This is a genomic window from Pontibacter lucknowensis (genome assembly GCF_900156415.1).
In the GTDB taxonomy this organism is placed as follows: Bacteria; Bacteroidota; Bacteroidia; order Cytophagales; family Hymenobacteraceae; genus Pontibacter; species Pontibacter lucknowensis.
The window spans coordinates 763,409-784,055 of the sequence record NZ_FTNM01000001.1 but is presented as its reverse complement, the minus strand read 5'-3'; the positions used below and the strand labels follow the sequence as shown (position 1 = coordinate 784,055).

The 20,647-nt window shown below is 51.1% G+C and carries 18 protein-coding genes; 5 read left to right on the top strand and 13 right to left on the bottom strand.

Going from position 1 to position 20,647, the window contains the following annotated elements; translation table 11 throughout:
- Position 1: 1 nt before the first annotated feature.
- Entirely contained in the window at positions 2 to 1,150 is a 1,149-nt protein-coding gene (locus BW972_RS03505) for a pyridoxal phosphate-dependent aminotransferase (protein WP_007652784.1), read from the bottom strand.
- Between the two features lie 59 nt (positions 1,151 to 1,209).
- A complete protein-coding gene (locus BW972_RS03500; protein ID WP_007652783.1) occupies positions 1,210 to 1,794 on the bottom strand; it encodes a uracil-DNA glycosylase family protein in 585 nt (194 codons plus the stop codon).
- Between the two features lie 62 nt (positions 1,795 to 1,856).
- Between BW972_RS03500 and BW972_RS03495 the strand changes: the two genes are divergently transcribed.
- Complete coding sequence (locus BW972_RS03495; protein ID WP_076421070.1) at positions 1,857 to 2,444, top strand: hypothetical protein; 588 nt, start codon at positions 1,857 to 1,859, stop codon at positions 2,442 to 2,444.
- 18 nt (positions 2,445 to 2,462) lie between these two features.
- Here BW972_RS03495 and BW972_RS03490 read toward each other — a convergent pair whose 3' ends face one another.
- The 6 genes from BW972_RS03490 to BW972_RS20000 form a co-directional block, all read right to left on the bottom strand.
- Positions 2,463 to 2,906: an acyltransferase gene (locus BW972_RS03490; protein ID WP_076421068.1), complete on the bottom strand. Its 444-nt coding sequence runs from the start codon at positions 2,904 to 2,906 to the stop codon at positions 2,463 to 2,465.
- A 233-nt stretch (positions 2,907 to 3,139) separates the two neighbouring features.
- Positions 3,140 to 3,970: a hypothetical protein gene (locus tag BW972_RS03485; RefSeq protein ID WP_076421065.1), complete on the bottom strand. Its 831-nt coding sequence runs from the start codon at positions 3,968 to 3,970 to the stop codon at positions 3,140 to 3,142.
- Between the two features lie 155 nt (positions 3,971 to 4,125).
- On the bottom strand, positions 4,126 to 4,533 hold the full coding sequence (locus tag BW972_RS03480) for a response regulator (RefSeq protein ID WP_007652775.1): 408 nt from the start codon (positions 4,531 to 4,533) through the stop codon (positions 4,126 to 4,128).
- 70 nt (positions 4,534 to 4,603) lie between these two features.
- A complete protein-coding gene (locus tag BW972_RS03475; RefSeq protein WP_076421063.1) occupies positions 4,604 to 6,205 on the bottom strand; it encodes a PAS domain-containing protein in 1,602 nt (533 codons plus the stop codon).
- A gap of 182 nt (positions 6,206 to 6,387) precedes the next feature.
- On the bottom strand, positions 6,388 to 9,759 hold the full coding sequence (gene mfd / locus BW972_RS03470; protein ID WP_076421061.1) for a transcription-repair coupling factor: 3,372 nt from the start codon (positions 9,757 to 9,759) through the stop codon (positions 6,388 to 6,390).
- Positions 9,760 to 9,912: 153 nt separating this feature from the next.
- The gene (locus BW972_RS20000; protein WP_076421060.1) at positions 9,913 to 10,440 is read right to left on the bottom strand and encodes a hypothetical protein; all 528 of its coding nucleotides are present in this window, start codon (positions 10,438 to 10,440) and stop codon (positions 9,913 to 9,915) included.
- A gap of 103 nt (positions 10,441 to 10,543) precedes the next feature.
- On the opposite strand from BW972_RS20000, the gene BW972_RS03460 reads away from it, so the two are divergent.
- The 4 genes from BW972_RS03460 to BW972_RS03445 all read left to right on the top strand — a co-directional run bounded on the left by BW972_RS03460 (position 10,544) and on the right by BW972_RS03445 (position 14,676).
- Complete coding sequence (locus BW972_RS03460) at positions 10,544 to 11,029, top strand: hypothetical protein (protein ID WP_076421057.1); 486 nt, start codon at positions 10,544 to 10,546, stop codon at positions 11,027 to 11,029.
- 412 nt (positions 11,030 to 11,441) lie between these two features.
- Positions 11,442 to 12,191: a class I SAM-dependent methyltransferase gene (locus BW972_RS03455; RefSeq protein WP_076421055.1), complete on the top strand. Its 750-nt coding sequence runs from the start codon at positions 11,442 to 11,444 to the stop codon at positions 12,189 to 12,191.
- A 197-nt stretch (positions 12,192 to 12,388) separates the two neighbouring features.
- Positions 12,389 to 13,183 (top strand): alpha/beta fold hydrolase, encoded by a 795-nt coding sequence (locus BW972_RS03450; protein ID WP_076421474.1) that lies wholly within the window; start codon positions 12,389 to 12,391, stop codon positions 13,181 to 13,183.
- Between the two features lie 98 nt (positions 13,184 to 13,281).
- Positions 13,282 to 14,676 carry a CPBP family intramembrane glutamic endopeptidase gene (locus tag BW972_RS03445; RefSeq protein WP_076421053.1) on the top strand — a complete coding sequence of 465 codons (1,395 nt, stop codon included), beginning with the start codon at positions 13,282 to 13,284 and terminating at the stop codon, positions 14,674 to 14,676.
- A gap of 70 nt (positions 14,677 to 14,746) precedes the next feature.
- On the opposite strand, the gene BW972_RS03440 is transcribed toward BW972_RS03445, so the two are convergent.
- From BW972_RS03440 to BW972_RS03420, 5 genes are all read right to left on the bottom strand, one after another.
- Positions 14,747 to 15,835: a J domain-containing protein gene (locus tag BW972_RS03440; RefSeq protein ID WP_234986282.1), complete on the bottom strand. Its 1,089-nt coding sequence runs from the start codon at positions 15,833 to 15,835 to the stop codon at positions 14,747 to 14,749.
- Positions 15,836 to 15,888: 53 nt separating this feature from the next.
- Positions 15,889 to 16,518 carry a hypothetical protein gene (locus BW972_RS03435; RefSeq protein WP_076421049.1) on the bottom strand — a complete coding sequence of 210 codons (630 nt, stop codon included), beginning with the start codon at positions 16,516 to 16,518 and terminating at the stop codon, positions 15,889 to 15,891.
- Between the two features lie 68 nt (positions 16,519 to 16,586).
- Entirely contained in the window at positions 16,587 to 18,344 is a 1,758-nt protein-coding gene (locus tag BW972_RS03430; protein WP_076421047.1) for an ABC transporter ATP-binding protein, read from the bottom strand.
- A 186-nt stretch (positions 18,345 to 18,530) separates the two neighbouring features.
- Positions 18,531 to 18,977 (bottom strand): PepSY-like domain-containing protein, encoded by a 447-nt coding sequence (locus BW972_RS03425; RefSeq protein WP_007652756.1) that lies wholly within the window; start codon positions 18,975 to 18,977, stop codon positions 18,531 to 18,533.
- Between the two features lie 105 nt (positions 18,978 to 19,082).
- The gene (locus BW972_RS03420; RefSeq protein ID WP_234986281.1) at positions 19,083 to 20,438 is read right to left on the bottom strand and encodes a mechanosensitive ion channel family protein; all 1,356 of its coding nucleotides are present in this window, start codon (positions 20,436 to 20,438) and stop codon (positions 19,083 to 19,085) included.
- Between the last annotated feature and the right edge of the window lie 209 nt (positions 20,439 to 20,647).

The following is a 20,647-nucleotide window of genomic DNA, read 5'->3' as shown; positions in this document are numbered from 1 at the left end:
ACTATAGCTTGACCAGCTTCTCTGCCGCTTGCCTTAGCGTCTCTTCACTTTTGGCGAAGCAGAAGCGCAGGTAGTGGTGGTCGGTTTTGTTGTGGTAGAAGGCCGAGACAGGTACAGAGGCTACACCGATTTCCTGTGTCAGTCGCTTCGCAAAGTCCAGGTCGTGCTCCTGCGAGATCGCGTCATACTTCAGCAACTGAAAGTAGGTTCCCGCCGAAGGTATAAGCTCGAATCGTGACGGCTTCACCAACTCACAAAACAGGTCGCGCTTGGCCTGGTAGAAGTCGGGGAGGGAGCGGTAATGCTCCTCGTTATCCATGTAGTCGGCGATGGCCAGCTGCAGAGGCGTGACAGAGCAGAAGGTGATGAACTGGTGCATCTTGCGCAGCTCAGCAGTAAGTGCAGGAGGCGCTACCACATAGCCTATTTTCCAGCCGGTGGTGTGGTAGGTTTTCCCGAAGGATGAAATGACAAAGGACCGCTGCCGCAGCGACTCGATCTGTAGGGCGCTCACGTGCTCTTTGCCGTCAAACACCATGTGCTCGTATACCTCGTCGCTCATAATCAGAATATCCGTGCCGTCGGTCAGGTTGGCCAGCTTCTCCAGGTCTTCACGCGGAATCACAGCACCCGTCGGGTTGTGCGGCGTATTGATGATGATCATGCGGGTACGGCGCGAGATGTTCTTCTTCAGCAACTCCCAGTCAATGCTAAAGTCGGGCAAGGCTAGGGGCACATAGATCGGGATGCCACCCGCCAGCCGAATGGCCGGTGCATAGCTGTCGTAGCAGGGCTCCAGTACCACCACTTCGTCGCCTGACTTTACGACCGCCGTAATGGCCGCAAAAAGTGCCTCCGTCGCACCGGATGTTACAGTTACTTCCTGGTCCGGGTCCGGGCGGTAACCGTATACCTTCTCCGTCTTTTCGCTGATCTTATGACGCAGCGCCGGCATGCCGGGCATGGGGGCGTACTGGTTATAGCCTTCCTGCATGTACTTGGTCACCAGCGCAATCAGCTCGTCGGGACAGTTAAAATCCGGGAAGCCCTGCGACAGGTTGATGGCTCCGTGCTCATTGGCCAGCGCCGACATCACAGCAAAAATACTGGTGCCGACATCAGGAAGTTTGCTGCCTGGGTAGTTGATCATAAGGTGGTTTTATTGCTGATGAACGAAGATAATATTTACGGGGTAGATACCAAGAAAATTTAGCCAAGGGTCTGGGCCACGAGCTGCTGCAGTACAGGTATAGCCTCCTCCTCAAACCAAGGATTGCGTCGGAGCCAGAACTGGTTTCGTGGCGAGGGGTGAGGCAGCGGCATATACCTGGGGAGGTAGTCTGCCCAATGGGTAACGGTTTCGGTGAGGGTTGGTTTGGCGGCTCCGCCCAGAAAGTAATCCTGGGCGTACTTGCCTACCAGCAGAGTGAGCTGGATGTTGGGCAGCAGCGGCAGCAGTTGCTGGTGCCAGTGCTGAGCACACTCAGGTCGGGGCGGCAGGTCGCCGCTTTTGCCTTTGCCGGGGTAACAAAATCCCATCGGAACGATCGCAACCTGCTGTTCATCATAAAACACTTCCGGATCAATGCCCATCCATTGCCTGAGGCGCTTGCCGCTCTGGTCGTCCCAGGGTACGCCACTGGCATGTACCTTCGTGCCCGGCGCTTGCCCCACAATGAGCAGTCGTGCTGAAGGGGCCGCCCGCAGCACTGGCCTGGGGCCATGTGGCAGGTGCTCAGCACAAAGCCGGCAGGTGCGTACCTGGTTCAGTAAAATGTCAAGCGAAGTGGTCATACTGTGTGCAAAGGTACAGCGATCTGCTAACAAAATGCGCTCTAAACTGTATATAGTGGGGTATGCAGCAGCTTTGTCGAACTTTACTGTTATTTCTCTTCAGCTTTTCGCTCCTCCTGCCGGGCCATGCCCAGGAGCAGCCCGCCTATAAGAACGCCTTTACTGTAAAGTTCTTCGGTTTATCCATGCATTTGCGCCCAACGCCATACCCGGAGCTTTTCAAGAACCGGCTTGACCGGAAAGGTATAGCCGTGCTGAATTTTGGAGGTATAGTAGGCTACGACCGGTTTGTGGTACGCGAAGTCATCAGTGTGCGGGTAGAGCAGGGGCTATACTCCGACTGTGCCTCCTCGCTGGCAGGCTTCACACACCTGGGTTGGCGCGGACAGATATTCAAGGCAGGGCGACATTCCCTGAATGGTGGCTTTGGCCCCACCCTGGTATACCGTCGCGACTGGAACCGACTGCAGGGCTACGAAGATGATGGCTACTTTAACCGCAGCGGTGACTGGCAGTACAAGTTTTACTGGTACGGCGGTGAGTTTGAGTACAACTACCAACTGAAGGGCCAGTATGATCTGTCGCTTAACCTGGTGCCCGGCATACCAGAACTGGTGTCGTTTGGCGCCGGGTTCAGGAAGCGTTTCTGAATTTCATGGGGTGTGCCGCTACCAGCCGCGCTCATCCCAGTCCTCGTCGCGACGACTCTGATGCCGGCGCCGCTGCTCTCGCAATGGGGGGAGCTGCTCGTGCTGCTGCCATCGGTCGCGGGCATGCTGGTTCTCGGGGCTGTAGTGTTCATTGCCATCCCGCCATTCTCTTGTTTCCTCTCTTCGGTGTTGCGGGTGGTGATCGTCTGAAAAGCCGTGTTGGTGTTGGTTTATATTTTCTTGCTGCCGCCGCTCGTGTTGTTGTTGCCTGTACTCATGTCGCTCCCGCTCTTCCCGTATGCGCATTTCTTCCTCATACTGCCTTCTCTCACGGTCATGCATAAAGGGTCTGGGCTCTTCCCAGCGGCTGCGAAAGTTCTGCTGCTCTACTTCGTGGCGTGGGTGCGGACGACGTGGGCGTTCATGCCGCTCATGATGTCTTTCTTGTTCCTCGTGATGCATTTGTTTTCCTTTTGTTTTCTAAGATGTGTGAAAATAAGTGCCGCCACAGGAGTCTGTACGACATAGGGGCCAGAGTCAGGTATGTGACAGCACCGGATTTTATGTACGGGCACACGGGCCTGATGTTTATAAGCGACCGCATTCAGCGCAAAAAAAGGCAGCCCGCCGTTGCCGGCGGGCTGCCTTCATTACTAATCTACTACCAAAGTAACCTAATCTGTCTGCTATACGCATTAGCGGCGGTTACGTTGGCTTCTGTCAGTACCTTTATAATAATCATCGTTTCCAGAGTCAATCTCGTCGGCCCAGCGCGGACCACCTTCATAGCCACGGTCAAAGTTGCGGTCGCGGTAAGACTCCCCACTGTAACGGTTTCGGCTGCTCAGTTGCTCGGCTCTGCGCTCAGAGTCATAGCGGTTGCGCGGCTGGTAATCGGGGTCATCAGAGTGCATTATATCATCCCAGGTGTCGCGTACACGCTCAAAGAAACCACGCTTGTCGCGGTTGTCCGGTTCCACGTCAGGTGAGTAGCGGCCTTCGTTGTACCAATTGTGTGAGCCGCTGCCGTAGCGGTAGTCGGTTTCCTTGTAGCGGCTGCGGCTGCCTGGTCCTTCACGCCACAAACTGTCCTGCGAGGTAGGGGGCTCGTTGTAGTTGCCCGGCTGCGAACCACCGCCCATCTGCGGACGGTAAGGCTGCTGGCTACCGCTGTCCTGGCCTCTGTAACCATGGTTCAGGTATTGGCTCTCGTTGCGGTAAGGGCTTTCACTGCGACTGCCATAGTGCCCGCTCTGGAAAGAGCCTTGATTGCTCTGATAGGTAGCAGGTCTGTTGCCTAAGTAGTGACGGCCACTTTCAGCCTGTCGGTCGCGGTCCTGTGCTCCTCTCGGGCTGGGACCAGTGTGGAAGTAATTGCCCTCATCCCACTTTCTTTCGTTTTGGTCCTGGCCTCTGTAGGCGTAGCGTTTTGAGTGCTGTTGTTCTCTATCTCTGTTGTATAGTTCCCGACCGATGCGCTGATTTTCCTCACCAGGCCTTCCGTGGTTTTCTCCTCTGTTTTCCATAATTCTATTTTAGTTTTAATAAGCGATGTAAAAGTTTAGCCTTGCGGCGGCGTTATTTTTTACGGCTTACAGGGGCTATTGTTGGCAAAGCGTCAGGTATAAAAAAAAGACGCCCCTCGTGAGGGCGTCTCATTAAACTATCAGATAAGGTATTGCTAAAAATAGGTTTCCATGATCTCACGCACATCGGCCTCAGCCAGTGGCTTGGAGTAGTGCCTGCGTACCTCCGGATATTTTTTAAGACGTTCCAGGTCATAAAAGCTGGCCGAAGAAGTAAGCATCAGCATGACGGTGCGCAGCTTGCTATCTTCATCAAACCGCTGGTACTCATCGAGAAACTCAAAACCGTCCATCACAGACATTTTGATATCAACAAAAATAAGGTCCGGCTTCGGATAGTTCTCTTCGCCGCTGAAGGCTTTGTTGAGGTAGTCGAGAGCTTCTTCGCCATTGGTTACCACCCTGATGTCCGATGCAGCTTCCATACGGGACAGCAGTCGCTGGTTTAGGTAATTGGTTGTATCGTCGTCGTCTATAAGCAGGATAGTCTTTACAGATTTCATAATTGGTATTTTGAGTTCTTTTACAAAGTAGAGCCTTTTTTGTTTTAAAAAAAGACAAAAATCAGAAGTGTCAGGATTCACCTTTGGCTAATGCCTCCGCTCTCTGCCTGGCCCTCACCAGACTGGTTACTTCGATTGCTGAGATGATAATGCCCTCTACGCAGGAAGTGCTGTCAAATAGGGGCTGGTATTTGAAGTTGATATAGGCATCGCGCAGCTTGCCGTTTAACTCGTCATCGATCTGAGTACGGAACTCGTTGATGTAAACGGTGCGGCCTTTAGTGTATACCTCATGTAGCAGGTCAAAAAAACCAAGCGACTCGAGCTCTGGCCAAAGTTCACGGGCAGACCGGCCTATGTAGTTCCTATTGCCGTAGAGTTTGTATACCCCAGGTGTCACATACTGGCACACATGATCCGGCCCATGCAACATGCACAGGTGTACCGGCGCTAGACGCAGTATGCTCTCCAGCCTGTCATCTTCACGATAGTCCCCCTGGTTTTTCTGATCGTCAATGTCCGTGAAAGTGCCAATCCAGAGCGTGATGTTTCCGTCTGAATCACGCATCGGCAGGCCCCGATCTAGGAACCAGCGATAGCTGCCATCTATGTGGTGGCGTATACGATATTCTATCTCGAAGCTACTGCCTGAAGCCACAGCGTTGTGCCAGCTGGTGAGCACCATGGCTGAGTCTTCGGGATGTACAGCGCTGATCCAGCCATCGGTCTGGCCAGGACGCATACCTGTGTAGCTATACCAGTTGTCGTTGAAAAAAAGCACTTTGCCTTTTGGAGAGGCAGTCCAGGCCATGTGCGGGAGCACCTCCAACAGGTGACGGAAGCGAGCGTCACTTTCCCGAAGCGCCTCCTGTGTGTCTCTGTTTTGCGTGATGTCGATAATAGAGCCGATGGTCCGGATAGGATTGCCTTTGGAGTCATAGGCCGTGTAGCCCTGGTCAAGTATATAGGCATAACTGCCATCCGCTTTCTGAAAGCGGTATTCTCCCTTCCAGGTGCTCTGCTTGCTGGCCAGTGCCTGCTGTATGCTGCGTTGCACTTCCTCAAAATCATCCGGGTGCACGCGTGAATCCCATGACTCGCCACCCGGACCCATTTCTTCTGGCGTATAACCCAAAACTTCCTGCAGCCCCTCGCCCCATGTCATGCGGTTGTTTACGATGTCGTATTCCCAGGCAACGGCCTTGGTTGCGTTAGTGAGCAGGTTTAGCTGTTCCTGACGCAGCTGATGCACACGATCGATCAGGACCTTGTCGGTTATGTCGCGGACCTCATGCACCAGATATTGTACCTCCCCAAATTCATTCATGATAGGGATGGTGGTTGTGTTCCAGTAGCGTTCTTCAAAACCGTTTTCTGTCGGAATGTCGTAGCGAAGCATTTCGAGATTGTGCGGTTCCTTATGTACCAGCACATGCTGCAATGATTGGTGCACGGAGCCCTCTGAGTCCACTTGCGGATTGTCGGGATTATTAGGGAAAATATGGAATACATGCTGCCCTATGATCTCGTCGCGCTTTACATGCGTTTGCTGCAGCAAAGCATCCGTAGCATCTACGATGACTAAGTCAGGCGTCAGGACAAGGTATAGCCCTGTCAGAGCCCTGAAGATGGGCTCTAGTGTAGGTACGGATGTCGGAATTTTAGAGTGCACAGGTACTAATTTAGACTTAAGTTTGGTTTTCGTAGCATAGGAGTTACTAAAATAGCAAAATTTAGTCTAAGAATTACCTAAATCGTTTTACTTCCCAAAAAAATAGGTCAGCCGCACAGAGCCATGTTATTTGTGATGCCTTGTGCAGCTGATGAAGCATTATGGGAATATCATTCTGAAGTCTACCCCCTCACAGTAGCTTTTACGTCAAGGCTGTCAAAAACTTCCCGGGCATCAGCGATGCTCTGGATGTCCTCCACAATTACAATGAGTTTGTCTTTGGCCTCTTTTAATCGGGAGCGACGTGAATGCTGCTGCACGTATTTGAGGATGTTGCCAAAGGTCTCGGATTGGAAGTAAGCATCGTTGTTTTCGCTCGGCAGGTAGCCTTTCATTACCTCTTTCTTGATGGTGAGTTTCTCGAAACCCAGCTGCTGGGCCTGCCAGCGCAGCTTTACGATCTCCACCAGCTTCTGCACCTCTTCCGGTAGCGGCCCGAAGCGGTCGATGATACTGGCCTGTAACTTTTCCAACTCCTGCAGGTCTTTGGTGCTATCGAGTTTGCTGTAGAGGTTAAGGCGCTCCGAGATGTTGCCTACATACCAGTCAGGTATAAGCACCTCCATGTCGGTTTCGATGTTGCAGTCACGTACAGGCTCCACAAACTCGGCCAAGTTGTCTTTCAGGAACAGGTCACGGAACTCGGTCTCCTTCAGTTCTTTGATGGCGTCGTCGAGCACCTGGTGGTACATCTCAAAACCGAGGTCATTGATGAAGCCGCTTTGCTCGCCGCCCAGCAGGTTGCCTGCACCGCGTATATCGAGGTCGCGCATGGCGATCTTGAAGCCCTCGCCGAGATCAGAGAACTCCTCGAGTACGCTCAGGCGCTTGCGGGCATCGGTCGGCAGACCAGCCACAGGCGGCGTGAGCAGGTAGCAATAGGCTTTCTTGTTGGAGCGACCGACACGGCCCCGCATCTGGTGCAGGTCTGACAGGCCGAACATATGCGCCCGGTTGATGATGATAGTGTTGGCGTTCGGAATGTCCAGACCCGACTCGATGATGTTGGTCGACACAAGCACATCGTACTCGCCTTCCACAAACTTCATCATGCGCTTTTCCAGCGTCTCACCGTCCATCTGGCCATGGGCATAGGTGATGCGGGCGTCCGGAACCAGCTTGAGGATCATGTTGGCGATTTCCTCGATGTCCTTCACGCGGTTGTGCACAAAGAATACCTGGCCACCGCGTTTCAGCTCCGCAGCCACCGCATCACGAATCAGAATCTCGTCGAACACATGCAGTTCGGTTTTTACAGGCTGGCGGTTTGGCGGAGGCGTGGCAATCACGCTCAGATCGCGGGCACCCATCAGCGAGAAGTGTAATGTTCTAGGTATAGGCGTGGCTGTGAGCGTGAGCGTATCCACGTTTACGCGCATCTCTTTCAGTTTCTCCTTGGTCTTCACTCCAAACTTCTGCTCCTCATCAATCACTAGCAAGCCAAGGTCTTTGAACTTGACATCTTTGCTGGCAATGCGGTGCGTACCTATTAAAATATCCACTTTGCCATCGGCCACACGCTGCAGGGTGTTCTTTATGTCCTTGGCTGTTTTGAAGCGGTTGATATAATCCACTGTGACCGGGAACTGCTCGAGTCGGTCGCGGAAGGTCTTGAAATGCTGCATGGCCAGTACAGTGGTCGGTACGAGTACCGCCACCTGCTTTCCGTCGCAGGCTGCTTTGAAGGCGGCACGTATGGCCACCTCCGTTTTGCCAAAACCTACGTCGCCGCACACGAGACGGTCCATCGGGTGGGGCTGCTCCATGTCGGCTTTCACATCTTCGGTAGCTTTGCCCTGATCCGGGGTGTCTTCGTAAATGAACGACGACTCCAGCTCGGCCTGCAAAAAGCCGTCGCGGGTATAGGCGTAGCCAGGCGCGGCTTTGCGCTTGGCGTATAGCTGAATGAGCTCGGCGGCAATGTCCTTTACCTTGCTCTTTACTTTCTTCTTCTTGTTCTCCCACTCCGGCGAGCCTAGTTTGCTCATGGTCGGCGGACCGCCCTCTTTGCCGCTATACTTGCTGATCTTGTGCAGCGAGTGAATGGACACGTACAGCAAATCGTCGTCGCGGTACACCAGTCGGATGGCCTCCTGCAGACGGCCGCCAACTTCCACTTTCTCCAGCCCCGCAAAGCGTCCTACGCCGTAATCCATGTGGGTAATGTAGTCGCCCGGCTGCAGGGTGCGCAGCTCCTTCAAAGTCATGGCTTTGGTTTTGGAGCGGCCTTCTTTGGCTTTGTGCTGGTAGAAGCGGTCGAAGAGCTGGTGATCGGTATAGCAGGTGATCTTGAGCTGCTCGTCGATGAAGCCCTCCCGCAACGAAACCGCCAAATGCTGGAAACGCATGTCGTGGTCGAGCTCGTCGAAGATGGTCGTGAGGCGGTTGATCTGGCGCGGTGACTCGGTGGCGATGATGTTCACAAAGCCTTTGCTCTGCTGCTCGTGCAGGTCTTTTACCAGTCGGTTGAAATCTTTGTTGAATGAGGGTTGCGGCTTGGATTGTAGCTGCATTACCTCGGTGTCTTTGTAGTTGAAGCGCTTGCCAAACTCCACGATGCTGAACTTCTCGAGTAGCTTCTTGAACTGCTTCTGCGTCTGGAACAGCTGCTCCGGGTCTGACACGATCTGGGTGCCGCCGCTACCTTCCATCAGCTTGTCAAAAGCATGTGACGCCTTGTCGAAATACTCGTCAATCACATCCAGCGTCTGGCGCACATCCTTGAACCAGATGGCTGTGTTCTTGGGCAAGAAGTCGAGGAAAGCCTCGCGTGTTTCCTGCAGCAGTTTGGTCTGCACGTTCGGTATGATCGAGATACTTTTCTTCGTCTCTACCGACAGCTGCGTGTCGGGATCGAAGGAGCGGATACTCTCAATCTCGTCACCGAAAAGCTCGATGCGGTAGGGCAGGTCGTTTGCGTACGAGAAAACATCCACAATACCACCGCGCACGGCATACTGACCGGCCTCGTACACAAACTCGGTCCGCTCAAAGCCATACTCGGCCAGCATCTCGCTCAGGAAATTCACATCCAGTTTTTCACCCACCTTGGCCCCCAGCGTGTTCTCCACCAGCGATTTTTTGTTGATCACCTTTTCGGTGAGCGCCTCCGGGTAGGTCACGATCAGCTCGCCCTTGTCAGACTTGGTGTTAAGGCGGTTGAGCACCTCAGCCCGCATCAGGATGTTGGCGTTCTCGGTGTCGTCGAAGCTGTAAGGGCGCTTGTAAGATGTCGGAAACAGCATGACCTCCTTCTCGTCGCCGAGCAGGTTTTTGAGGTCGGTATAGAAATAGGCCGCCTCCTCCTTGTCATGCAACACGAAGAGTTGATGCTGCGGGTGCAAGGTATACACGGCCGAGGCCATTACGGCATCCAAACTTCCCGCCATACCTTTGAGTTGCAGGCGGTAGGGTTTGTCGGCTTTTAGTCGCTCGGCAATGGTCTGCACCATCCCGTCGAGTCGGTACAGCTCTAAAAAATCAGTTACTTTCATTCAGTTCTAAAAGTCACAAAACAGCAAAGGCAGAACACAGGACTTTTCGATAGTCGTGTTCTGCTGGTTGTAGTTTACAAAGATACGGAAGTTATGGTTTTTTGGGGGAGGGGTTTTAGCTAAGCTCAATTGTTGAATCCGGAATTCTTCTGGTTAAAAGTAGTTTAGCATTACGAGCACGATCAAAAGCATGATGACATTCATAACGGTCGCATTCAGCAGTTGCTCCTTGTTGTTCCACATGATTACACCAAGCAAGGAGATTAATGCAAATGTGATGGGTATGAACATAAGTGTTCCAAACATTCCAGCCTCTTGTGTCAAAGGTTTTTCAAGTGAGGGCACCTTTATGGTTCCTCTCTCTATTATTTTCAAAAGAGGAGAACTTGTTATTTGAACCGAGTCAGCCTGCTCAAGATGCATGAAGGCAGTTGCTCTGAAAGGAATTCTAAAATTATCCGTGATTAAGACAACGTTTTCTAGAGGTTTTGTAACGCGATTGTAATGTATGTTGCGAAACGTTGCATAAGTTTCCTCAATTTCTAAAATTCTTTCCTGATGGACAATGCGAGGGAGTAGGAGGACATCCAGGCAGAATAATGCGGTGATAAATAAGCAACAGACATTAAACCCTCTGCATATCTGGAGGACTATGGGTGGGAGAGAGTTAGCATACGCCATACATGGTAAATATAAATACTGATGAATGATGTTGAAAATTGAGGCTCCTTTCTATTGTGTTGCCTAATTTGCTGTTAAAAACTTTATATATTGTATACACACTATGGAAACACCGCTGCTCCGCTATAGACTGACTGACCCGATCGGCTTCTCGACGAAACTATACGCCGTAATTATTGTCGCTGGTGGCATCTGGCTGTTTACGCTCTATCCATTAGTTGGTGTCCTTATGATCCTGTTTGGCATTTTTCCACTGATCCAGTACAAGTGCCTCGAACTCGATCTATGCCAAGGTACTTATTGCCTGGGGGTGAATATACTAGGGCGCACCGTTGGCACCAGAGAGCCGTATCCTGGCTCTAAATGTATTTTTCTAAAGAAGAACAGATCCACTTCTTCTGGTTCACACCGCTCCTGGCGACCTACCGTATCCACTTCGTTTGACAGCTATTTATGGCTGGAGGATGGTACTAAAATTCCACTATCGTGCGACAGCAACAAAGAAACAGTGATGCTAAGAATCCAACCTCTCGCGCAGGAATTGCAAACAGAAATCAAGGACCTGACAGCTCCCCTCTCACATATCTAGTATCGAATCATCCTTCTCTACACAAGAGTTCATGCCACCTCCTTTTTTATTTTTGTAAAATACTAGTATCCATCACACAATTGGAGTTTATAAGTTTTGCAATTATTTGTATTTTAAAAACATATAATTGTTCATATCGTAATTGATTTATATTATATAATTATAATTATTAAAATTTATATTGATATAGTTTAAAAATTAGAAATTTATGGCAAGCTGCTTAATCTGCTAAATAAGTTTGGTTTTTTTGATTCTTAGAGGATTAGACTGTTTATGCGAACTAACCAAGTTTCCTTGGAGCTTGACAGAGTCAGCTTTATGTGACTTTATATCATAATGGATTCATTCCGAGCATCACAATGAATTTATTCCAATAGGATGCATATCAATTACTAACCTAAATAATAGCATCATGACAACGCAAACCTTAAAAAAGATGAAGCACTTCTTAATTGAGAAGAACTCTAAGAATCCTATTTTTTTAGAGCGATTTCCGGATATAAACTATGAAGGAAAGAGGGTGATTGACCTGGGATGTGGGTATGGGGCACTGACAGTAGACATGGCGCAGCGGGGAGCCAGCCAAGTGATAGGTGTTGATATAGAGCCCAATCGGATAGAGGATGCCCGTGAAATAGTACGGAGTGAATACCCTGAGGTAGCTGACCGTATCAGTTTTGTTTGCTGCAATCTAAGAGATTTGCCAGATGAGGGGTTTGACCTGATCATATCCAAAGCTTCATTTGAGCATATCCTGAGCTTGGATGTATTACTGGAGGATATGCGGGATAAGCTGAAAGTAGGGGGTAAGATTGTAACCGGATTTGGTCCTCTTTACAATTCGCCCTGGGGTGACCACCGTAGGCTGCAGCACAAACTGCCTTGGACCCACGTTATATTTGGGGAGCAGCATTATATAGATAGATTAAATAAGTACCGAAAGGAGAAGGTGAAAAGTATTTATGATCTAGGCCTAAACGGCTATTCTCTTAAAGAGTATATCAGTATGTTCAACAGTGTGGAAGGCATGATGGTGACTGATTTTAGAACCAATGTCAGTGATAAGCTCTCTATGAAATTGTTTAAAGTTATTTCCCATTTCCCATTCATGCGGGAGTATTTTACTTACAACATTTATTGTGTGCTGGAGCGAGTAAGGTAGAGGCCACACTGCGATTTAAAGAACCGAGTTCTTTCTGGCTAAATCAATAGTTATCTTCTTTCCACAGTAACCAAATACATCTCGTTAAATTAATCTTATTAATACTTCGTATAAGCATATTAGTGATTGTTGTCTGAGGCAGTATATATTGATTGTACCTGAAGGGGGGATGAGAGGAGCACTTATTGGAGGATACAATGGATGTGGTCAAACGAAATAACATACATACCTTTGGGAAAGGAGATCAACCGCTTATGTTCGGACATGGCTTTGGCTGTGACCAGAACATGTGGCGCTTTGTTACACCTGCCTTCCAGCAGCATTATAAGATCGTGCTGTTTGATCATGTAGGAGCGGGTAATTCTGACCTTTCTGCGTATGACACTGGCAAGTATGATTCCCTCAACGGCTATGCAGCCGACATACTGGAAATGTGCGATGCACTGGAACTAGAAGATGTGATCTTTGTGGGGCATTCGGTGAGTGCCATGATGGGAGTGCTCAGCGCCATCAGAGCCCCAGCTCTGTTTAGCAAGCTGATTCTGATCGGGCCTTCGCCCTGCTACATCAACGACGAAAACTATGTCGGTGGATTTGACCGGGCCGATGTATTATCCATGCTGGCGTACATGGAGCACGACTACCCGCTTTGGGCCGATACCTTTGCCCCTTTGATCATGGGTAATCCAGATAAGCCCTCGCTGGGGGAGGAACTGGCCCAAAGCTTCTGCAACACCGACCCCGATATCGCCCGGCACTTTGCGCAGGTCACTTTTCTGTCAGACAACCGCCCGGACCTGCCCAAGCTACAGACCGATGCTTTAATCATGCAGTGTGCTGAGGATATTATTGCTCCGGCGGAGGTCGGGACCTATTTGCATAAAGCCATCCGAAACTCTACGCTGGTGCAAATGAAAGCCACTGGCCATTGTCCTAACCTGAGCGCTCCTATCGAAACCATTGCCATTATGGAGGACTATCTTAAGGTATAGCCGAATAAAAAAAGACACAAGAATTCATGGGGTCATAAAATATAGGTATATTTTTATATATTTAGATTGTGATCAATTTATTGTTGTTTAGACTTTTTATGCTCCATTCATTTACGCATCAACTGAAACAAACTGCCTCCGATATTTGGGCTTTCCTAAAGAATCCGAAAGATCAGCCTGCTGAACTTGATAGTAACGCCTATAAATGGCGTATTCTGCTGATTATTCTTGTCATCGACATGGTGCTGATGTTTGCACTGATGGGGCCTATTCAAATGGTAGAATGGCTCGGGTGGTACACGGGTAATAGCCATGCCATTATTGAATCGATGCGATCAATGCCTGTATGGGCTTTTCTGTTGATGGGTGTGCTGGTGGTGCCATTCCTTGAAGAACTAGTGTTCCGCTACGGCTTAAGGTTTAAAAACGGTTATATGGCGCTGCTTGCGGTAGCGGCAGCTATTGCATTAGGCGTACTGGCTTACAATCTGTTTCCTTTGGAAGGGGCTATCGGTACATGGGTTATGTTAGGTATGGCATTAGTGTTTTACGCCTTGAACGCCGATACAATCACACGTTTCTGGGAGAAAGTATGGGGCAAAGCATACGGGGTATTCTTCTACCTCGTAGCGTTGGCTTTCGGTCTTATGCACATTATCAACTACACCGATTTTGACTACACATCGGCTGTTGTGCTGCTTATCCCAATACTGGTGGCTCCTCAGATTGTGGCAGGTATGCTGCTTGGGTATATGCGGGTAAAGTATGGCTTTTTCTGGGGCTTTTATTTACATGCCATTCATAATGCACTGTTCTTTGGGTTGGCACTGGCTACGATGGGTGCCATGAAAGAAAAACTACATATCCAGAATGAAAACTATACCCTGCAGGTGGAAGAACGCATGCTGTATGACAAGCCCGCTACTGCATTCAGGTATACAGGAACAGATTCAGTAGTATTTGAGAATCATAAGCTGCACGATGTGGTACTGGATTTACTGGATAAGAAGTCCTCTTTAGTAAAATTTGGCAAAACAAAGCATCAGCACACAGCCATAAACCTAACCTATAAAACCCATACTGCTGCCGATATAAGTCACAACAAACAGGTAGTGCTAGCGCAACTGCAGGAGTTATACAAATTTGATGTGACCTACCGTTCACAGAAACAGGATGCCTGGGATGTGTCCATTGCCGACAGCAGCTTGCTGGCGAGCAATGCTGTGGCAGACATTGGGAAGTCTACAGTGTTATATAACGATGAGGGTATCACATGCGAAAACGTCACCTTAGGCGAACTGGTAAGCGCTATCGAAACAAATTTTAAGGTGGGACTTATCTCTGAAAGAAAACTTCTGGAGTCAGGTAAGTATGACATTAAACTTCCTAAAGGGGATTTCAGCCAGACAAAGGAGGAATTGGAGAAGAAATATGGTATCCTGCTGCAGTCAAGGATGGAGCTGGCTGATCTGGCAGTCGTGTCTTTTAAATAGGAGAAGCAGTAACTCTTGGTATAGGCCTCGCGGGTTCTGCAAACTCTGTGAGGTCTTTTGAGTCAACATTTTACTTCAGCAATACCTTAATCTGAACCGGGTCCTGCAGCACGCGCAGGTTCTGCTTCAGCTGCTCCAACTCATAGGTCAAGCTTTCCTTGGCCTGCTTAAATTTCTGGTTCATCTGCTTCGGGCTTCCGCAGAAGCGGTCGTAGAACGTGGCGTTGGGGCCGAAGATGAATCCGTTGAGTTCAGCCTGTAGTTCGCTTAGCTGTTCATCCAGTAGCCTTACATAGTATTGCAGCTGCTCGTCGGGCAGTTTGTCGAGTGCCTGGCCATGCTCTTGCATAAACTCCATCTGAAGGCGCAGCAGCTCGAAGAAGTCGTCGTGGTGGTAGGCTTGCGTCACGCGCTTCATGGCTTCCTCTTTCCAGGCGCGTTTGGTTTCGTCACGCTCCTTGTCGGGGTGCAGCTGCTTGGCCAGGTCGGTATATACGCGGCGACTGGCTTTGCTGATATTGCTGAGCTCTGCCTTGGCTTTTGCCTCTTTCTCTTTCTGGGCTTTGGTTTTGCGGCCTTTCTGGCGGTTTTGCCTGGCTCGTTCCCGCTCTTCCTCTTCCCGGTCCAGTTGGGCCTGCAGGTGCTCGTACTCGTCAAGTTCATCCCTGTTGTCAGGTATAGCGGTCTCTTCCTCGCTGATTGTGTCTTCCTCTGGAGAATCTTCCTCGTCAGCTGCGTATACCGCTCGCTCGGCATACGGGACCTCGGCATATCGGTCGTGCAGGGCTATCAGGTCCTGGCGCTCATAGTTCTGGATAAGGTCCAGTGCGATGTCGGCAATGAGCAGGGCGAGTTTTTCTTTCTCCCTGAAACTGAATAGTGGGAGGGCAAAGGCCTCGTCCAGCAGATGGGCCAATGCAGCCCGCTGCTCCACCTGCTGCATGATGATGGGGCGCAGTTCCTTCTCAATCCGCTTCTGGGCCAGGTCCATGCTATCGCGTCGCGAGGTTAGTTCCTGCTTCAGCTGCTCTATCTGTGCCACTTTCTTATTGAAGTCCTGCTGCAGTTTGCTCAGTCTGCGCTGGTCTTCAGAGGAGATTTGTGGCGTGAGCGAGGGGACAGGTTTGTCAGACTTAGGAGCAGGCATAGACTGTGACAAGTATAAAAAGGAGGTATAGCGCCTGCAATTTACGGATTAACCAGCGCTATACCTTACTGCTGGGCGTCGAAAGGTATAAAGCGGTTATTCTGCAGCAGGTATAGGGTGGTGCGGTTGCCGTCTAGCACGGACACGCCGTCGGTTCTGAGGTTAGTGAACTGCTGCTGACGTGGGTTGCGCACAAGCGAATCCTGGGGGGCTAGTTTGAGCTGCAGGGTGCTATACCTGCGGTCGTTCAGCTGCTGCGAAGGGTATGCTGCTACTTTCATTTCACGGACCTGCGATGTGCCGTAGTCCAGAAAAGCCAGGATGTGGATGGAGTCATTCTGCAGCACCTGCACTGCGTAGTCGGGATGGCGATTGCCGTTGAGGTTGCCACGCAGGTATAGGGGGTTGTCTACCTGCAGGCGGCGGTTCGACATAGTCTGGTCGGTAAGCACTACCACCTCGGTTTGCGGCTGGCGCTGTTGCAACAGGGTAGTCAGCGTGTCGGGCAGCGGATGCAGAATAGCGCCCTCGTCGGTGGTACGGGCCACACTGTCGATAGCGGTTTTGGTGTCGGAGTCGATCTGGCTGTCGATCAGTTCATCGTCGGCAGCGCGGTTGTAGTTGCCGTCAGCAGAGTCGGATCCGCAAGAGGCGAGGGCCAGCAAGCAGGTGATTATAGAGAGGTATAGTTTCATAGGTATAGTGTTCTGCTTTAATGTGTTGCTTTGCATACCGCGTGCGCTGGCAGAAAGTTGCAAAGCATCTACCGGATCAGCTCCACCTTACGCTCGCCTATTTGCTGGCGCCACATAGCGTAGTACAGACCTTTTTGCTCCACTAACTCTGCATGGTTTCCCTGCTCTATGATCTTTCCTTTTTCGAGCACATAGATGGTGTCAGCGTGCATGATGGTGCTGAGGCGGTGGGCAATCAGGATGGTGATTTGCTCCCGCAGGGCAGATATTTCTTTCACAGTAGCCGTGATCTCTTCTTCGGTGAGCGAATCGAGGGCGGAGGTGGCTTCATCAAAAATAAGCAGGCGCGGGTTGCGGATAAGGGCGCGGGCAATGGAAAGGCGCTGCTTCTCACCACCCGACATTTTCAGCCCACCTTCCCCTATCTGGGTGTGGATGCCCTGCTCGGAGCGGGAGAGCAGGGTGGTTGCGGAAGCCTTTTCCATGGCACGTACTACTTCTTCGTCAGTAGCGTCCGGTTTCACATACTGCAGATTCTCCTTGATGGTGCCCGAAAACAGATTCGTCTCTTGCGTCACAAAACCCAGCTGCCGGCGTGCCTCGTTCAGCCAGATTTCTTTCACGGGTGTGCCATTGTAGTAGATCTCCCCACTGGCCGGCAGGTATAACCCCACCAGCAGTTTCACCAGCGTGGATTTGCCCGAGCCCGACGGTCCCACGAAAGCGATGGTGTCGCCGGTGTTGGCCTCAAAGGAAATGCCATCGACGGAGTTTTGCGGAGCGCCCTTGTGCCGGAACACCACGTCCTGAAAACGCAGTTGCTGCAGCGGCCCCACGTCAATCGCCGACTCAGGCCTTGTCTCGACGGGCTTGTTCATCAGCTCAGCGAAGTTATGCAGCGAAGCTTCGGCCTCCCGGTAGGTCAGGATGATAGTACCCATATCCTGCAGCGGACCGAATATACTCACCGAGATAAACTGCATCGAGATCAGCTCACCGGTAGAGAGCACATCCCGGAAGATCAGCCAGAGCAGCGTGAACAGGATGGACTGCTTGAGCAGATTAAGGGCAGTGCCCTGCAGAAAAGAGAGCGTGCGCACCCGCTTTACCTTGGCCATTTCCAGCGAAAAGATGCGCTCGGTGTGTTCGCGCAAGCGCCTTATTTCGGGGTAGGTCAGGCCAAGGCTTTTCACCAGCTCAATGTTGCGCAGCGACTCCGTGATCACCCCCGACATCTTGTTGGTAGCCCGGTTGATGGAGCGCTGCATGGTCTTGATCTTCGCGCTCAGCAAACTGGTGAGTCCGCCGAGTACCACCATCCCGATAATGAAAATAGGTACCAGCGCCCAGTGTTTGGTGATAGCGTACCATACCAGGAAGCCCACACCCACCAGTGACGAAAAGAGAATATTGATAAAGGAGTTGATGAATCGCTCCGTGTCACGGCGCACCCGCTGGAGGATAGAAAGTGTTTCGCCACTATTCTGGTCAGCGTATTCCTGGTAAGAGAGTTTAAGGGTCTGCTTGAGGCCGTCGTTGAAGATCTGCACCCCAAACTTCTGCACGACCAGGTTGGTAAAGTACTCCTGGAAAGCCTTGGCCAGGCGAGAGAGCAGTGCGACAACCACAGCCAGCAGCATTAGCCACAGGGCACCTTTTACCCGCTCTTCGCTGGTCATGGTGAAAGGCGGCGTGGCGTAATCGTCGATGATCTTGCCGAAGATGATGGGGTCGACGAGCGCCAGCACCTGGCTGATGCCGGCAAGTACTAAAGAGAGTATAACAAGCCCGCGATGGGGCTGCAGGTAGTTCCAGAGTACGCGCATGGGCCATAAGGTAAGTTCAGGTTCTCCTCCTACGCGGGTATTCGGCGCAAGTATACAGTTCGCCTGTATCTCCCCTTAGAGCAGTATGTCATGCCGAGGCAGGTATAGGCTTTTTTAGGGCATAGGCAAAAGAAATGCCCGAAGCATAGCCCCGGGCATTTCTTTTAATATTTAGAAGGCAAGTAGTTAGTCCCAGTAAGCTGGGTCCGTTACTTCTTTTCCATCCTGTGACAGTACAACCTTTTTATCCTGGGGTTTCTGTTCAAGCTCTAACTGGTAATAGGTGTTGCCGTCTTTCTCCACCTGCTCGATGTCGTCCAGGCGCATGCCTTTGTAATTCTGGCTGATGGCAGTGCGTATATTTTGTGGCAGGTCTTTCTCCTCCACATCACGCTTGGTCATCAGTATTTTACCAGATGGGTCAATCATCACAGTATGGTCGATACGGTCTATGTCAAAATCAGCCTCGTAGTTCTCACCGTGCTTTTCCCACTCAAGGTCAGTGGCGTTGGTATACTTTTGCGACAGTGCGCTTTTCACAGCTTCAGGTACATCCTTTTCGGCTACGTCCTGCGCCTCAACCGCTACAACTGAACCTATTACGAAGGCAAATCCAACTAGTATCTTTTTCATAACTCCTGATTTTTAAGTGTTAAAAATTAGTATGCTACAAGTTTACGGTACAATTCTGAAGCAAATCTGAGCTTTGCAGGTTTCTGATAGTAAATTAGTTGTGGTTTAAGATTCACTGTCGTTTCTGGGGCTGGCTTTTGTAGGAATGCCATCCGGACTGATGAACTGCACCTGCTGGCGTGGGTATACCGGAATGATCTTGCCAACATACTCAGGCTTGCTCAGTTCGTTGGTGATGCGCAGGGTGAGTTCGCTCTTCCACTTACGGCGCTCGCGCGCGCCCACCAGGTAGCGGATGGTCACATTGGTCCACGACTCGTCCATAGACACGAACACCTGCGGCTTGTCCGGCACGGCATCGTCCAGCCCTGCCCGCTGCAGGAGTTGTGAATAGGAGGCAGCTGGAGTCTTCATGTAGTCACCCAACAGGCCTAATGCCACACTTTCCAGCACCTCCATGGCCAGCGGCACGTCCGACTCGTTAGCCACGCCTACATCCAGCTCGTCCCACACATAAGGGAAGTCGCCGGTCAGGTTGATGACCGTTCCCGTCAGAACTTCATTGTTTGGGAAAGTGACCAGGCGGCCGGTTGGCTGCTCTGCCCGTACGAAGCCCGGCTGATAAGGCGCCCCGATCTCCCACACAGTAGTAGTCAGGAAGTCGATGCGGTATACGTCGCCAAATACCTCGCCTACCCGGATACGGTCACCCACGCGGTAGTAGCCCTGGTAGGAGTTCATGAGCCAGCCCGTAAAACTTTCAATAGGCGTTTGCAGTGACCACGATAAGGCCAGGCCGATGAGGCCAAAAGAACCAACCAGCGCCCGTATGTCACCAGCCACGACGCTGAGCGCTACGCCTACTGCCAATAGCCAAACCGCGATGGAGACAAGCGAGATGATGGCGCTGGAGCTTTGCCACTTGCCGATGGTGCGCTGCAGGATAGCCCGTAGCATACGCACCAGCAGCCAGGCCAGCACCAGTGTGGCCAGCGCAATCAGGATCTTGGGGAGGTTGAAGATGAAGCTTTCCCAAAGACCCTGTAAGGCCCCAATAGCTTCTTCTGCGGCTTCTTTGGTAGATCCATTTTGGGTTACCACTTCTGAAGCTGTATCTCCGGGTACCAGCTCCTCTACGGCCACTTCCTCCACCACGGCTACTGAGTCCGGGCCGTTTTCCTGCGCAAGGCCTGCTTCGCTTGGAGCAAACATCAAGAGGATAAAACCCGTGATGGCCACAGCCAGGATCGAGGCCTGTCGGAAATTACGAAGCCGGTTCTGGGCGCCTTTCACAGCCGAGCCCCGGGCCGGTTTTCTTCGGCGGGCTTTTGTGCGGAGGTTTCTGCGGGTGGGAGCTGTGGTATAGCCCTGCGGCTGACTGGTGCCCCGTGTGCCGGCACCCGTTGTAGAGACGCGTAGTTTTCGTGTAGAAGTTCTTCTGTTTCGGTTAGTGGAAGGCATAGGCTTCGCGGCTTTCTCAATTGTCCTGCCGTATTGTAGCAGTTTTTCTCTATACGGAAGAAAGGCGGGTATGCTGCAAAGGGCTAGTAGCGGGGGCAAATCCTTTGCTTCGGTCACACAATTTGGAGCTGCTGCTGCTCGTTAGCTAATTGGTTGATAATCTTGTGGTAGGATATCGATCTATTGCCTATCTTTCTGCCTAAATCAAA

Excerpts from the sequence above, each read along its gene's own strand:
- BW972_RS03505 (WP_007652784.1), bottom strand. The coding sequence starts at position 1,150 with ATGATCAACTACCCAGGCAGCAAACTTCCTGATGTCGGCACCAGTATT.
- BW972_RS03500 (WP_007652783.1), bottom strand. The coding sequence starts at position 1,794 with ATGACCACTTCGCTTGACATTTTACTGAACCAGGTACGCACCTGCCGG.
- BW972_RS03495 (WP_076421070.1), top strand. The coding sequence starts at position 1,857 with ATGCAGCAGCTTTGTCGAACTTTACTGTTATTTCTCTTCAGCTTTTCG.
- BW972_RS03490 (WP_076421068.1), bottom strand. The coding sequence starts at position 2,906 with ATGCATCACGAGGAACAAGAAAGACATCATGAGCGGCATGAACGCCCA.
- BW972_RS03485 (WP_076421065.1), bottom strand. The coding sequence starts at position 3,970 with ATGGAAAACAGAGGAGAAAACCACGGAAGGCCTGGTGAGGAAAATCAG.
- BW972_RS03480 (WP_007652775.1), bottom strand. The coding sequence starts at position 4,533 with ATGAAATCTGTAAAGACTATCCTGCTTATAGACGACGACGATACAACC.
- mfd (WP_076421061.1), bottom strand. The coding sequence starts at position 9,759 with ATGAAAGTAACTGATTTTTTAGAGCTGTACCGACTCGACGGGATGGTG.
- BW972_RS20000 (WP_076421060.1), bottom strand. The coding sequence starts at position 10,440 with ATGGCGTATGCTAACTCTCTCCCACCCATAGTCCTCCAGATATGCAGA.
- BW972_RS03460 (WP_076421057.1), top strand. The coding sequence starts at position 10,544 with ATGGAAACACCGCTGCTCCGCTATAGACTGACTGACCCGATCGGCTTC.
- BW972_RS03455 (WP_076421055.1), top strand. The coding sequence starts at position 11,442 with ATGACAACGCAAACCTTAAAAAAGATGAAGCACTTCTTAATTGAGAAG.
- BW972_RS03450 (WP_076421474.1), top strand. The coding sequence starts at position 12,389 with ATGGATGTGGTCAAACGAAATAACATACATACCTTTGGGAAAGGAGAT.
- BW972_RS03445 (WP_076421053.1), top strand. The coding sequence starts at position 13,282 with ATGCTCCATTCATTTACGCATCAACTGAAACAAACTGCCTCCGATATT.
- BW972_RS03435 (WP_076421049.1), bottom strand. The coding sequence starts at position 16,518 with ATGAAACTATACCTCTCTATAATCACCTGCTTGCTGGCCCTCGCCTCT.
- BW972_RS03430 (WP_076421047.1), bottom strand. The coding sequence starts at position 18,344 with ATGCGCGTACTCTGGAACTACCTGCAGCCCCATCGCGGGCTTGTTATA.
- BW972_RS03425 (WP_007652756.1), bottom strand. The coding sequence starts at position 18,977 with ATGAAAAAGATACTAGTTGGATTTGCCTTCGTAATAGGTTCAGTTGTA.
- BW972_RS03420 (WP_234986281.1), bottom strand. The coding sequence starts at position 20,438 with ATGCCTTCCACTAACCGAAACAGAAGAACTTCTACACGAAAACTACGC.